Origin of the sequence: Citrobacter sp. LUTT5 (assembly GCF_009905315.1) — a bacterium.
GTDB classification, from domain to species: Bacteria; Pseudomonadota; Gammaproteobacteria; order Enterobacterales; family Enterobacteriaceae; genus Citrobacter; species Citrobacter freundii.
Window position 1 is genome coordinate 765,007 of sequence record NZ_CP047606.1, and the last position, 14,422, is coordinate 779,428.

Annotated in this window: 10 protein-coding genes; all 10 read left to right on the plus strand. The window is 57.0% G+C overall.

Annotated features, from left to right (window positions below; all coding sequences use genetic code 11):
* From tagH to GUC46_RS03735, 10 genes are read left to right on the plus strand one after another with little or no spacing between them, the layout of a single operon-like run.
* The gene (tagH, locus tag GUC46_RS03690; RefSeq protein WP_121540789.1) at positions 1-1,299 is read left to right on the plus strand and encodes a type VI secretion system-associated FHA domain protein TagH; all 1,299 of its coding nucleotides are present in this window, start codon (positions 1-3) and stop codon (positions 1,297-1,299) included.
* Between the two features lie 32 nt (positions 1,300-1,331).
* Entirely contained in the window at positions 1,332-1,829 is a 498-nt protein-coding gene (gene tssJ / locus GUC46_RS03695; RefSeq protein ID WP_371303274.1) for a type VI secretion system lipoprotein TssJ, read from the plus strand.
* 2 nt (positions 1,830-1,831) lie between these two features.
* Positions 1,832-3,175 (plus strand): type VI secretion system baseplate subunit TssK, encoded by a 1,344-nt coding sequence (gene tssK / locus GUC46_RS03700; RefSeq protein ID WP_160179770.1) that lies wholly within the window; start codon positions 1,832-1,834, stop codon positions 3,173-3,175.
* Positions 3,176-3,179: 4 nt separating this feature from the next.
* On the plus strand, positions 3,180-3,989 hold the full coding sequence (icmH, locus tag GUC46_RS03705) for a type IVB secretion system protein IcmH/DotU (protein ID WP_044713767.1): 810 nt from the start codon (positions 3,180-3,182) through the stop codon (positions 3,987-3,989).
* A gap of 8 nt (positions 3,990-3,997) precedes the next feature.
* A complete protein-coding gene (gene tssH, locus GUC46_RS03710) occupies positions 3,998-6,733 on the plus strand; it encodes a type VI secretion system ATPase TssH (protein WP_071698371.1) in 2,736 nt (911 codons plus the stop codon).
* A 23-nt stretch (positions 6,734-6,756) separates the two neighbouring features.
* Positions 6,757-7,485, plus strand: coding sequence for a type VI secretion system-associated protein VasI (gene vasI / locus GUC46_RS03715; protein ID WP_371303276.1), 729 nt, complete (start codon positions 6,757-6,759; stop codon positions 7,483-7,485).
* A gap of 4 nt (positions 7,486-7,489) precedes the next feature.
* Complete coding sequence (gene tssA / locus GUC46_RS03720) at positions 7,490-8,911, plus strand: type VI secretion system protein TssA (protein ID WP_071684645.1); 1,422 nt, start codon at positions 7,490-7,492, stop codon at positions 8,909-8,911.
* A gap of 23 nt (positions 8,912-8,934) precedes the next feature.
* Positions 8,935-12,459 (plus strand): type VI secretion system membrane subunit TssM, encoded by a 3,525-nt coding sequence (gene tssM, locus GUC46_RS03725; RefSeq protein ID WP_160179772.1) that lies wholly within the window; start codon positions 8,935-8,937, stop codon positions 12,457-12,459.
* Between the two features lie 10 nt (positions 12,460-12,469).
* Entirely contained in the window at positions 12,470-13,837 is a 1,368-nt protein-coding gene (locus GUC46_RS03730; RefSeq protein WP_160179775.1) for a VasL domain-containing protein, read from the plus strand.
* 2 nt (positions 13,838-13,839) lie between these two features.
* Positions 13,840-14,319, plus strand: coding sequence for an Hcp family type VI secretion system effector (locus GUC46_RS03735; protein ID WP_044713777.1), 480 nt, complete (start codon positions 13,840-13,842; stop codon positions 14,317-14,319).
* Positions 14,320-14,422 lie beyond the last annotated feature (103 nt).

The following is a 14,422-nucleotide window of genomic DNA, read 5'->3' on the forward strand; positions in this document are numbered from 1 at the left end:
ATGGCTGAGGAAAAACCGCAGTCTGCCGCATTATCACTGACATTACAGGTGATGAACGGCAATGAACTGGAAAGCGGACGCGCCGCAAAATGCCTCTTCGCAGCCGAAGGTGGAGATATCGGTCACGCCCCGGCGTGCCGCTGGCCAGTACAGGACCGGGTTGGTTCGATTGCCGGTCGCGCCTGCCAGATTGTCCTGCACGATGGCACATTCTGCCTGCGCAGCCTGATGCCGGGGCTGATGATTAACCTTGCGCCAGTCTCCGTGGACACTGGACTGGTGCGTCTGCGCCAGGGGGATGAGATAGGCTTGGGCGCGCTGGCGCTGAAAGTGTTTATCCATGAGGGCAAACTGGTCAGCTACAGCGAACAGATGGCCGCCCCGGAAACCATCGTCACCAACCGTGACCGCCTGGCGGATACGTTGCTGAGCACCGACGGCCAGCCTGCTTATCCGGGGATGCCCCGGCGGCACCATCTCGCCGATACCGTAGTGAATGGTTTCTCCACCGATCCGTTACAGGCGCTGCGGGCTGAAAGCCTGACCACGGCGGGTGATCTGCTTTCCGGCGTGGCTGCCTCCGGCTCCTTCGCCCCAGGATCCGATCCGGCACAGGACAATACGATCAATACGCCGTTTATGGATCTGCCGCCACTGCATACCGATCCACATGGCAGAAACGACGACATCGACTCTTCGGCAGAAATGGCGCAGCGCCACCTTGCGGTCACGCCGTTGCTGCGCGGGCTGGGTAGTTCACTGGCTGTGCGCGACTCACAGGAAGCGGATGATTTCCTGGAGGAGGCTGGCCGGACATTACAGGCGGCGATTAAAGGGCTGCTCACGCTGCAACAGTGCCGTAACAGCCTGTCAGACAAACACCTTCGACCGTTGGAGGATAACCCGCTGCGCCTGAATATGAATTATGCAGATGTGCTGGATGTGATGTTTGCCGAAGGCAAAAGCCCGGTGCATCTGGCCGCTCCCGCCGCTGTGGGGGAAAGCCTGCGTAATATCCGTCACCACGAAGAGGCAAACCGGGCAGCGATTGTGGAGTCACTGCGGGTGCTACTGGATGCGTTCTCGCCACAGAGTCTGATGCGCCGTTTTGTTCAGTATCGCCGCAGCCACGAATTGCGACAACCGCTGGATGATGCCGGAGCGTGGCAAATGTACAGCCATTATTACGACGAACTGGCCTCCAATCGTCAGCAGGGTTTTGAGATGTTATTTAACGAGGTGTACGCCCAGATCTACGACCGGGTACTGCGTGAAAAACAGCGGGAGTCGGAAGCATGACAGGACGTTTTTTTCGCGCCTGTCTGGTCGTGATGCTATTTACCGTCACCCTGACAGGCTGCGAAACAGCCAAAAAGATGGGGCAGGTGATCAGCAACCCAAATATTCAGGTGGGAGATTTGAAATCGCAGCCATCGGAAGTGACCGTCACGCTGCTCACCGAACCGGACACCAACCTGAACGCTGATGGCGAAGCAGCCACAGTGGACGTGCAGCTGATTTACCTGACCGACGACTCAAAACTCCAGGCCGCCGACTATGACCAGATCGCCAGCACGCCGCTGCCCGATGTGTTGTGGAAAAACTATATCGACCATCAGGATTTCAGCCTGCTGCCTGACACCATCAAAACGCTGCCGCCGGTGAAGCTGGATGAGAAAACGCAGTTTATCGGCGTGGTAGCGTACTTCTCCGGCGATGAGGTCTCCGAATGGAAACAGATCGAGCCGGTGGTAGGAACGGGCCACAGCTACCGCCTGCTGGTGCATGTAAGACAGAGCAGTATCGAAATGAAAAAAGAGGATAACTGACGATGGCAACCATGAAAAACAGGGTGATCTGGCAGGAGGGGCTGTTTGTTCTGCCGCAGCATTTTCAGCAACAGCAGCGCAATCACGAATACCACCTGAACCAGCGTATGGACGCACTGGACGACTTTGCCTGGGGATTCACCTCGCTGGTGCTGAATACAGAGTTGTTGGCCCAGGGGAAAATCATGATCGACCGCGCGTCGGGCTGTATGCCGGATGGAACGGTATTCAGTATCCCTGAACAGGATAATCTTCCCGCGCCTTTTCAGCCTGTCGATTTTTCAAAACCGGGCAGCCTGGATATTTATCTCGCCCTGCCAGTGGTGAGCGATATCACCTGCGAAATCAGTGGTCGTCAGAGCGCCGGGCAGGGAACGGAACGTTACTGCCTGACCCGCGTGGACGCCCGTGATCTGCACTCCGATGAGGGGGATGTCCAGCAGATCGGCGTCGCCAGCCTAGTGCCCCGGATTGTCAGCGGTGCGGAGGATCTCAGTGCGATGGTAACACTGCCGCTGTGCCGTATCCGCAACAACCAGGCCACTGGCGCACTGGTGTTGGATAACAGCTTTATCCCGACCTGCCAGGCCATCCGGGTCAGCAGCGTGCTGGCCGGGTTTGCCGGTGATGTCCAGGGGCTTATCCAGAACCGGGCCAGCGAACTGGCAAAGCGTATTGGCTCTCCGGAGCAGAGCGGTATCGCTGACGTGGCGGAGTTCATGATGTTGCAGATGCTCAACCGCAACCACATGCACTTCACCCACCGCTCACACCTGCATACTCTGCACCCGGAGGCTTTTTATCTGGATCTGGTACGCCTGTTAGGTGAACTGATGACGTTTACCGAAAAAAACCGCCTACCCTGTGAGGTGGAAGTCTATAACCACCGCGATCTTACTCAGTCATTTAAAACGGTGATCCCGGAACTGCGTCGGGCACTCAACACAGTGCTGATGCCGCGGGCGCAGAACCTGCCGCTGATATTCGCAGACGGCGTGTATCTTGCCACCATCAACGATCCTGCTCTGTTGCAGTCCGGCTCCTTTGTGCTGGCTGTCCGGGCGCGAATGCCGAGCAACCAGATTATTCTTCAGTTCACCCAGCAGTCAAAAGTGGCCGCTACCGACAAGATCCGCAATGTGGTCAGCGTCCAGGTACCGGGCGTCCCGCTGCGCCCGCTGACCGCCGCGCCCCGCCAGTTGCCGTATCACGACGGGTACGTTTATTTCGAGCTGGAAAAAGGCGCGGCTGCCTGGAACGACGTGGTGAAGGTCGGTGCGCTGGGGCTGCATATTTCCGGCACCTTCCCGGATCTGGATATGCAGCTCTGGGCGATAAGGGGTTGACGGCATGAGTGAACAGCGTGTTCTTTCGCCCGGCGACCATTATTTGGTGGAGGATCCCCTTCAGGGCAGTGTCGCTCTACCCGAACGCGACGGGGAAACCACCCGCCGTCAGTACCGGCTACCGCTTCGCGGCCACAGCCTTAACCCGATGATCGACGCTGCCACGCCGCTACTGGGCATGGTAATGCGTGTTGCCGGGATGAACAGTAACGCCATGCCGGAACACTTGTTCACGCAGGTGGTAACGGACGTGCAGGCGGTGGAGCAGTTGCTTCAGGAGCAGGGCTATGAGCCGGGCGTGATTGTCTCGTTTCGCTACATCCTCTGTACCTTTATTGATGAGGCCGCGCTGGGTAACGGCTGGTCGAACAAGAACGAATGGATCAAACAGTCGCTGCTGGTGCATTTCCATAACGAAGCCTGGGGCGGCGAGAAGGTCTTTATTCTGCTGGAGAGACTGATACGCGAGCCTGCGCGTTACCAGCACCTGCTGGAGTTTTTGTATATCTGTTTTTCGCTCGGCTTTCGCGGACGCTACAAAGTGGCGGTGCAGGAACAGGGTGAGTTTGAACAGATATACCGTCGCCTGTACCACGTCCTGCACAAACTGCGCGGCGACGCCCCTTTTCCTCTGCTGCACCAGGATAAAAAGACCCTGGGTGGGCGTTACCAGCTTATCAAACGCCTGACCGTTAAGCATGTTCTGCTTGGCTGCGTTGTCGTGCTGGTGCTGCTTTATCTATTTTACCTGCTGCGCCTGGACAGCCAGACGCAGGATATCCTTCACCAGTTGAACCGGCTGCTTGCCAGGTAAGGACACCCATGATCCAGATTGATTTAGCCACGCTGGTAAAACGGCTTAACCCGTTCTCAAAACAGGCGCTGGAGATGGCGGCGTCGGAGTGTATGAGCCAGCAGGCGACAGAAATTACCGTCAGTCATGTACTTATCCAGATGCTAGCCATCCCGCGCAGCGACCTGCGGGTGATTGCTGAACGCGCAGACATCAGCGCAGAGGATTTACGCCAGGCGCTGACGGTGGAAAATTACGCCAGCACCCGGTCAGCAGACAGCTATCCGTCCTTTTCGCCGATGCTGGTTGAGTGGCTGAAAGAGTCCTGGCTGCTGGCCTCTGCGCAAATGCAGCAGACCGAACTGCGCGGCGGTATCCTGTTGCTTGCCCTGCTACATTCACCATTACGTTATGTGCTTCCTGCCGCAGCCCGGTTGCTGACGGCCATTAACCGCGACCAGCTACAGCAGGATTATGCCGAATGGACAAAGGAATCTGCCGAATCCATGATGCTCACTGACGGGCAGCCCGGTCAGCATACTGCCGTTGCCGGAGAGGAAACCCTGCTTGCCCGCTATGCCAAAAACATGACCGAAGACGCCCGTCAGGGGCGGCTTGATCCGGTGCTGTGCCGTGATAATGAAATCGACCTGATGATTGATATTCTCAGCCGCCGCCGTAAAAACAATCCGGTGGTGGTGGGCGAAGCGGGCGTCGGGAAAAGCGCCTTAATTGAAGGGTTGGCGCTGCGTATTATCGCAGGACAGGTGCCGGACAAGCTGCGCGATACCGATATTATGACCCTGGATTTAGGGGCATTACAGGCGGGTGCCTCGGTCAAGGGTGAGTTTGAAAAACGCTTCAAGGGGCTGATGGCCGAAGTCATTCAGTCACCGAAGCCAGTCATTTTGTTTATCGACGAAGCCCACACGCTGATTGGCGCGGGTAATGCGCAGGGCGGGCTGGATATCTCCAACCTGCTGAAACCGGCACTGGCGCGCGGCGAACTGAAAACAATTGCCGCCACCACCTGGAGCGAGTACAAAAAATACTTTGAGAAAGACGCCGCCCTGTCGCGCCGCTTCCAGTTAGTAAAAGTTAGCGAACCGAATGCCGCTGAAGCCACCATTATTTTGCGCGGCCTGTCGGCGGTGTATGAGCAATCGCACGGCGTGCTGATTGACGATGACGCATTACAGGCGGCGGCGACATTAAGCGAACGCTACCTCTCCGGGCGCCAGTTACCGGACAAGGCGATTGACGTTCTGGACACCGCCTGCGCCCGCGTGGCGATTAACCTCTCCTCGCCGCCGAAGCAAATCTCAGCGCTGACCACGCAGAGTCACCAGTACGAAGCGGAAATCCGCCAGCTTGAGCGTGAAATTCGCATCGGCCTGCGCACGGATACCGCACGATTGGACGACGTTCACGCACAGTATGAGGCAATACAGACAGAACTCCAGACGCTGGACGCCGTATGGCGTCAGCAACAGGCGCTGGTGCAGGAGATTATTGCGCTGCGTAAGGGGCTGCTGGAAGAAACTGACGCTGAAGACAGCGAAAAAGTCGCGCCAGCGGATGTGGCTGAAAATGGCGACCTGGTGGCAGATGAGTCGGTGGCTAAGCAGCCGGAAACTGAAATCTGTCCGGCTGAATGCTTGGTACAACTGAGCGCTGAACTCGACGCCCTGCACAACACGCAACTGCTGGTTTCCCCACATGTCGATAAAAAGCAGATTGCCGCCGTGATTGCCGAATGGACAGGTGTGCCGCTTAACCGCCTGTCGCAGAACGAAATGTCGGTCATTACAGACCTGCCGCAGTGGCTGGGCGACACCATCAAAGGCCAGGAACTGGCGATTAAGCACCTGCACAAGCACCTGCTAACGGCGCGTGCTGATCTGCGTCGTCCAGGACGCCCTCTTGGTGCATTCCTGCTGGCCGGGCCGAGCGGTGTCGGCAAAACCGAAACCGTGCTGCAACTGGCGGAACTGCTCTACGGCGGGCGTCAGTACCTCACCACTATCAACATGTCGGAGTTTCAGGAAAAACATACTGTTTCTCGGCTGATTGGTTCACCACCGGGCTATGTCGGCTACGGTGAAGGCGGCGTGCTGACCGAAGCGATTCGTCAGAAGCCGTACTCCGTGGTATTGCTCGATGAGGTGGAAAAAGCGCACCCGGACGTGCTCAATCTGTTCTATCAGGCGTTTGACAAAGGCGAGATGGCCGACGGTGAAGGACGGCTAATTGACTGCAAAAACATCGTGTTTTTCCTCACTTCTAACCTGGGTTATCAGGTGATTGTCGAACATGCTGACAATCCGGAAATCCTGCACGACGCCCTGTATCCGGTACTGGCCGACTTCTTCAAACCCGCGCTTCTGGCGCGTATGGAAGTAGTGCCTTACCTGCCGCTGTCGCGCGACACGCTTGCTAACATCATCGCCGGGAAGCTGGCGCGGCTGGATAACGTACTGCGCTCGCGATTTAGTGCGGAGGTAGTCATCGCGCCAGAAGTCACTGACGAAATCATGCAACGCGTCACCCGTGCCGAGAACGGGGCACGTATGCTGGAATCGGTAATTGACGGCGAAATGCTGCCGCCATTGTCGCTTCTGCTGTTGCAGAAAATGGCGGCAAATGCAGTGATTACCCGGATAAGCCTCGGCGTGGCAGAGGGGGCGTTTACCGCCGATATCGAAGAGACAATCGTCAGCGATGACATACCAGAGCCGGAAGCAGAGGAGGGTGCTGCCCTGTGAGTCTCACGCACGTTTCCCGGTTCATCGTGCTGCTGACCAGCCTGATCGTCAGCGCCGTACAGGCCGCCGAACCGCCAGAACAACTGGCTCCAGGCCTTGCTCTGGCGGAGGCGCTCGCCGCGACGCTGAACACACAGCGTCCTGACAACACGCAGGCCACGGTGAGCGCCATGAGCGCCTGCCGAAAAGCGCCTGCGGCACTGGAGCGGCTGGACTGCTACGACCACGTCCTTGCGCCAGAGCAGCCTGAAGGTTTTACACATGCTCTGGCGAAAGCTCGTTACGAAGGCGAAGCCTGGAAGCGGGCTTTCACCCAGGAGAAGCAGCGCCCGGACAACTCAACGGCACTGATGATGACCCGGACGCCCGGGGAGCACCCGACGGTGATTATCACCACGCCCGCTATCGGTAACGTACCGCCGCGTCCGGTGCTGATGTTCAGTTGCGTTGACAACATCACCCGGATGCAGGTTGCGCTGACCCAATCCCGGACGGAGAACGACCTTAATGTTGTGCTGATTGCAGACAACCGACAGTTACGCTCGCACTGGTTTATTCGTGAAAACGGCACTCTGCTGGAGTCCAGTCGGGGGTTATCCGGTATTGACGAAATTAAGCACCTGTTTGGCGCAAAAACGCTGACGATTGGCACTGGTACCGACAGCGCTGCCGGGAAACTAACCTTTAATATTGACGGGCTGGTGAAAACCATCGCGCCACTGCGCGATGCCTGTCACTGGGCGGGAGAATAACAACATGGATTTACGTATCCCGGATATATGGATATCGCACCTGCTGGAAAACCTGCCGGACGACAAACTGGCCAAGCCACTGAAAGATGATAATCCGGCGTGGGAATATATCGACAGTGAAATCGTTAAGCTCGGCTCGCTGGCTCACAGCCAGCTCGACATCCCGGAAATTCAGCGGCGTGGACTGGTGCTGTTGGCATCAGAAAGTAAGGATTTTCGCCTGCTGGCCCACCTGCTGCGTACCCTGCAACACGCAGGCGATCACCTACTGGCGCTGCGCCTGCTGGCGCTGTATGTGGAACACTACTGGACGGTAGCTGCGCCACAGAATGCCACGCACAAGAAACGCTTCGCGCTTCAGGTCATCAAACGCTTTGAGGCCGGTACCTCCGGCTTTGCGGAAAGTGCCACGACTGCGCAGCGCGACCTTCTGCTGGGGGAACTGGCGAAACTGGCTCTCTGCTGGAAAACGCATGATGTCCCAGAGCTGGCGCAGGCGACGGACGACCTTTTTACCCTGTACCAGCGTGGATTTCGCGATGCGGCACATGCAACATCGCCTGACGTTACTGTTACACAGGCCACTGCCACGCCTTCACGAGGGATACAACAGAGCACGGTTGCTGACAGTACGGTCATTCCTTCCATGCCGGTGGTGGATATCGACAGCCACGACGATAAAGCCTGGCGCGACACGCTGCTGAATGTGGCGGCAATTTTGTGTGAGCGTCAACCGGATTCACCACAGGGCTACCGCCTGCGTCGCCATGCGCTGTGGCAATCCATTACCAGCACACCGCAGGCGGAAAGTGACGGACGCACACCGCTGGCGGCAGTCCCTGCTGATATGACTGCAGATTATCAGGCGCGGCTTGCCAGCGCGGATATGGCTCTGTGGCAGCAGGTGGAGAAAAGTCTGTTGCTGGCGCCCTACTGGCTGGATGGTCATTATCTTTCGGCGCAGACCGCGTTGCGTCTGGGTTACACCGATGTGGCAGAGGCTATCCGCGATGAAGTCACTCGTTTTCTTGTCCGGCTGCCTCAGCTTACCAGTCTGCTGTTTAATGACCATACGCCGTTTATTGCTGAACCGACAAAACAATGGCTGGCAACTTCTCCGGGTAGCCACGGTCGTGGCACACCTATTGCACAGACCAGTGAAGAATTACAGGCTGTCCGCCAGTGTTTCAGCGAACTGGGGCTGGAGGCTGCGCTGCGCTATCTGGAAACGCTACCGGAGGGTTCTCCCCGCGATCAGTTTCACCGTCAGTTCCTGGGCGCGCAACTGATGGAAGAAGCCGGAATGGAAAAGCTGGCGCAGCAGCAGTACCGGACCCTGCTCAGACTGGGGCTACAGATGATGGTGGCCGAATGGGAGCCGTCCCTGCTGGAACATATTGAAAACAGATTCACGGCAGAACAATAAGAAATAAGATAACAGGAGTTTTTGTGTTCAGATTACCGACCCCCCGACTTTTCAGCGGGCTGAAATCGGCCCTCAGACCGGCAATGCCCAGGTTTAAGGTTTCCGCCTTCTGGCTGCTGGTGCTGGCGTGGATTTTTCTTCTGGTGTGGATCTGGTGGAAAGGCCCGGCATGGTCATTATACGAAGAGCACTGGCTGAAACCGCTGGCGAACCGCTGGTTGGCAACGGCCATCTGGGGGCTTATCGCGCTGATCTGGCTCACCGTCCGGGTGATGAAGCGCTTGCAACAGCTTGAACGGCAGCAAAAGCAACAACGCGAAGAGACTCAGGATCCTGTCAGCGTGGAGCTGAACGCCCAGCAACGTTACCTCGACCGGTGGCTACTGCGGCTGCAACGCCACCTCGACAGCCGACGTTACCTGTGGCAACTGCCGTGGTATATGGTAGTCGGCCCTGCAGGGAGCGGTAAAACCGCGCTGCTGCGCGAGGGTTTTCCGGCTGACATTATTTATACGCCGGAAGCGGTGCGGGGAACGGGGCAGCGGCTGTATATCACGCCGCACGTCGGGAAACAGGCGGTGATTTTTGATCCGGATGGCGTACTCTGTGAGCAACAGGATACAGAGGTATTGCCCCGCCGCCTGTGGGAGCACTGGCTGGGCTGGTTGGTACAAAAACGCGCCCGTCAGCCGCTCAACGGTCTGATCCTGACGTTGGATCTGCCCGATCTGCTAACCGCCGATAAGCACCGCCGTGAACACCTTGTGCAACTTTTGCGCAGTCGTTTACAGGATGTACGTCAGCATCTCCACTGCCAGTTACCGGTCTATGTGGTACTGACCCGACTGGATTTGCTGACCGGTTTTGCCGCGCTGTTTCACTCGCTGGATAAACAGGGCAGGGATGCTATTCTCGGCGTTACCTTTACCCGCCACGCCCATGAAAACGACGACTGGCGTGTGGAGCTGAAAGCCTTCTGGCAGACATGGGGTGAACAACTCAACAATGCTCTGCCGGATCTGATGCTCGCACAAAACCATGATCGCAGCGCCTTGTTTAGCTTTGTCCGCCAGATGCAGGGGTGTCATGACGTTCTGGCGGTACTGCTGGGCAGCCTGCTGGACGGCGAAAATATGGATGTCATGTTGCGCGGTATATATCTCACCTCCTCTCTGCAACGCGGCCAAATGGATGACATTTTTATGCAGTCCGCCGCCCGTCAGTATCTGCTGGGCAGCAGCCCGCTGGCAGCATGGCCACTGGTCGATACCAGGCCGTACTTCACCCGCTGCCTGTTTCCACTGGCATTGCTGGCTGAACCGAACCTGTCCGGGGAAAACAGTGTCTGGCTGGGCAATGCCCGTCGCCGGATGATGGGGGTTGCTGCCTGTAGTGCGGTACTGATCGTGCTGGCAGCCGGTGGCTGGCACCATTATTACAACACCAACTGGAATGCGGGCGTCAGGGTACTGGAACAGGCCAGAGCCTTTATGTCCGTCCCGCCGCCGCAGGGTGTGGATGACTACGGCAACCTGCAACTGCCGCTGCTCAACCCGGTACGTGACGCCACCCTGGCCTACGGCGACTGGGGGGACCGCAGCCGTTTTGCTGACCTCGGTCTGTACCAGGGCCGTAATATCGGTCCGTATGTTGAACAGACTTACCTGCAACTACTGGAACAACGTTATCTCACGTCGCTCTCAAACGGACTGATAAAGGATCTGGCGGCCGCGCCGCAGGGAAGTGAACAAAAACTGGCCGTACTGCGTGTAGTGAGGATGCTGGAGGATAAAAGCGGGCGTAATGATGCGGTAGTGAAGCAGTATATGGCAAAACGCTGGAGCGAACAGTTCCATGGCCAGCGGGATATTCAGGCGCAACTGATGTCCCATCTCGATTATGCACTGAAGCACACCGACTGGCACGCTGCGCGCGAGCAAGGCGACAATGATGCCATCAGTCGCTGGGCACCGTATGACAAACCGGTTGCTGATGCGCAGAACGAGTTAAGTAAATTGCCGGTTTACCAGCGCGTTTATCAGAGTCTGAAAACACGGGCGCAGGGCGTTCTGCCAGCCGATCTGAACCTGCGTGACCAGGTGGGGCCGACCTTTGAGCTGGTCTTTGTCTCCGGAGACGACAACAAACTGGTCGTTCCGCAACTGCTCACCCGACACGGACTACAGGGTTATTTTGTGAAGCAGCGCGATGCACTGGTCGAACTGACCGCGATGGATTCTTGGGTGCTGAATATCACCCGCAGCGTGAAATACAGCGATGCCGACCGGGCAGAAATCCAGCGCCAGCTGACCGAACAGTATCTCAGCGACTACACTGCCACCTGGCGCGCCGGGATGGATAACCTCAACGTGCGTGACTATGAATCCATTGCGCAACTGACCGGCGCACTGGAGCAAATCATCAGCGGTGACCAGCCGCTCCAGCGGGCATTAACCGCACTGCGCGACAACACGCATTCCATCGTTCTCCCGGAAAAACTGGATGATAAGGAGCGAGAGGAAGCCCGGAGCGCAGCAGACTATCAGCTCCTGACCCGTCTGGGACATGAATTTGCTCCGGAAAACAGTGCGCTGGAAGTGCAAAAGGACAAAGAAAGCACCATGCAGGCAGTCTACCGGCAACTGACGGAATTGCACCGTTATCTGCTGGCGATACAAAACGCGCCAGTGCCGGGAAAATCGGCACTAAAGGCCGTACAGCTAAGACTGGATCAGAATAGCAGCGACCCGATTTTTTCCACCCGGCAGATGGCGAAAACTCTACCTGCGCCGCTCAACCGCTGGGTGGGCAGGCTGGCCGACCAGGCTTGGCATGTGGTGATGGTGGAGGCCGTCCATTATATGGAAGTGGACTGGCGTGACAGCGTGGTGAAACCGTTTAACGAACAACTGGCAGACAAGTATCCGTTTAACCCGGACGCATTACAGGATGCGTCGCTGGATGCATTTGAGCGTTTCTTCAAACCGGACGGCATGCTGGACACCTTTTATCAGCAGAATCTGCGGTTGTTTATGGAGAACGATCTGAGTCTGGAGGACGGGGACAACAGCGTCATTATCCGTGAGGATATCCGGGAGCAACTGGAGACCGCGCAAAAAATCCGCGACATCTTCTTCAGCAAACAAAACGGTCTGGGCACACAGTTTGCGGTGGAAACCGTATCACTCTCCGGTAACAAGCGGCGCAGCGTGCTGAACCTGGATGGTCAACTTGTGGATTACAGCCAGGGGCGTAACTACACCGCTCATCTGGTGTGGCCGAATAACATGCGTGAAGGTAACGAAAGCAAGCTGACGCTAATTGGCACCAGCGGTAACGGCCCGCGCAGTATCGTTTTCAGCGGGCCGTGGGCGCAGTTCCGGCTGTTCGGCGCAGGGCAGCTTACCGGCGTACAGGACGGCACCTTCGGCGTGCGCTTTAACGTGGACGGCGGCGCAATGGTCTACCGGGTACATACCGACAGCGAAGATAACCCGTTCACTGGCGGGCTGTTCAGCCAGTTCCGTCTGCCGGATACGCTGTACTGAGGAGGCAGGGATGAATAACAACGTACTGACACAGACCATTGTGACCGGCAGCGACCCACGTGGTCTGCCGGAATTCAGCGCCATTCGCGAGGAAATCAATAAGGCCAGCCACCCGTCACAACCTCAGCTTAACTGGAAACTGGTGGAATCGCTGGCGCTGAGCATCTTCAGAGCGAATGGTGTGGATTTGCATACTGCGACGTACTACACCCTGGCGCGTACCCGCACGCAGGGGCTGGCGGGGTTCTGTGAGGGAACGGAACTGTTGGCGGCGATGATTAGTCATGAATGGGATAAATTCTGGCCGCAGGATAATCATGCCCGTACCGAAATGCTGGACTGGTTCAACACCCGCACCGGCAATATCCTGCGCCAGCAGATGTCCTTTGCGGAAACTGATTTGCCGCTGCTGTACCGTACCGAACGGGCCTTACAGCTCATCTGCGACAAACTCCAGCAGGTAGATCTGAAGCGGGCACCGCGTGTGGAGAACTTGCTGTACTTTGTGCAGAACACGCGTAAACGGTTGGAGCCACACCCCGGTGGCCGCGAGGATACGCAGGTAAATACTACGGTCAGAACGCTGGTCTATGCTCCGGAAGGCGTTCCCGCAACGGCGGAGGTTGTTCCGCCTCTTCCAGACCTGCCGGACATGAAGGTGGAGGTTCACCACTGCGCAACTGTGAACGGCGTGGCAGGCACGCCACCGGGAAACAGGCTCAAAAGCTTTGCGGCTGGCGTCGTCTGTACCGTCGTCGTCGCAGCCGCGCTCTGGTGGTGGCAGGTATATCCGGTACAGCAGCAACTGGCGCAGGTCAGGGATACCGCACAGGGAGCAGCCACGGCCTGGCTGGCTTTCCCGGATCTGAACAGCTACGGGCAACGACTGCAACAGCTTCCTGATGCCCCACCGCTACAACCACTGGAAACCGGTATGCAGATGATGCGACTGGCGGACAGCCGCTGGCCGGAGAGCCTGCAACAGCAGCAGGCAACGGCGCAGTGGAATACAACGCTGAAAGCCCGCGCGCAGAACAGTCCGCAGATGAAAGGCTGGCAGCAGACCCGCCAGGATTTACGCACGTTTGCTGAACTGCTGGTTCAGCGCGAGCAGGCGAAAGAGGGCTTCACACTTTCCTATATCAAAACGGTGGTTTATCAGGCTGAGCGGACGCTGAACCAGGAGACGCCGCTGGAGTCGCTGCTGACACAGTACCAGGACGCGCAGGAGAAAGGCCAGACGACTGGCGTGCTGGAAAAACAGATTAATGAACGGCTGGATGGCGTGTTAAGCCGCTGGCTGCTGCTGAAAAACAACATATCGCCTGTTACGGTGGCGGGTTCCAGGGAACCGACATCGCAGGTGAAGGAGAAATAATTATGGCAAACGTAACCTACCTGACACTGAACGGACAGTTACAGGGACTGATTTCAGCGGGATGTTCATCGTTGGCGTCCATTGGTAATAAGGCACAGATTGCGCATCTGGATCAGATTATGGTGCTGAGCATGAATCATAGTCTGAGCCGATCGCAGAACGTTAATCACCTGATGATGACGGTGCGCAAACCGATGGATAAATCTTCACCACTGCTGAATAAAGCCATCTCAGAAAACGAGTGTCTGACCTGTGATTTTGAGTTCTACCGCACTAATCGTTTCGGGATCAATGAGCTGTACTACAAACTGAAACTGATTAATGCCCGGATTGCAAAAATCGATCTGATCGTTCCCCATGTTATCACCAGCAGCCAGGGACAACCCGAAGAATCGCTGTCACTGACCTATGAGAGCATTAACTGGGAACACTGTATCGCCGGAACCAGCGCCTACAGCCTGTGGGAAGAGCGGCTTTTTTAAGGATGCAGCAAAATAGCAGGGATGTTCAATGAATGATGTGTTTACGATCCAGTCAGGATCATGGATATTCCTTGTAAAAAATATCCGCAGGTCATTGCCGGTA

Coding starts and splice junctions, on each gene's coding strand:
- GUC46_RS03730 (WP_160179775.1), top strand. CDS start 12,470: ATGAATAACAACGTACTGACACAGACCATTGTGACCGGCAGCGACCCA.
- tssK (WP_160179770.1), top strand. CDS start 1,832: ATGGCAACCATGAAAAACAGGGTGATCTGGCAGGAGGGGCTGTTTGTT.
- tssA (WP_071684645.1), top strand. CDS start 7,490: ATGGATTTACGTATCCCGGATATATGGATATCGCACCTGCTGGAAAAC.
- tssH (WP_071698371.1), top strand. CDS start 3,998: ATGATCCAGATTGATTTAGCCACGCTGGTAAAACGGCTTAACCCGTTC.
- tssJ (WP_371303274.1), top strand. CDS start 1,332: ATGCTATTTACCGTCACCCTGACAGGCTGCGAAACAGCCAAAAAGATG.
- GUC46_RS03735 (WP_044713777.1), top strand. CDS start 13,840: ATGGCAAACGTAACCTACCTGACACTGAACGGACAGTTACAGGGACTG.
- tagH (WP_121540789.1), top strand. CDS start 1: ATGGCTGAGGAAAAACCGCAGTCTGCCGCATTATCACTGACATTACAG.
- icmH (WP_044713767.1), top strand. CDS start 3,180: ATGAGTGAACAGCGTGTTCTTTCGCCCGGCGACCATTATTTGGTGGAG.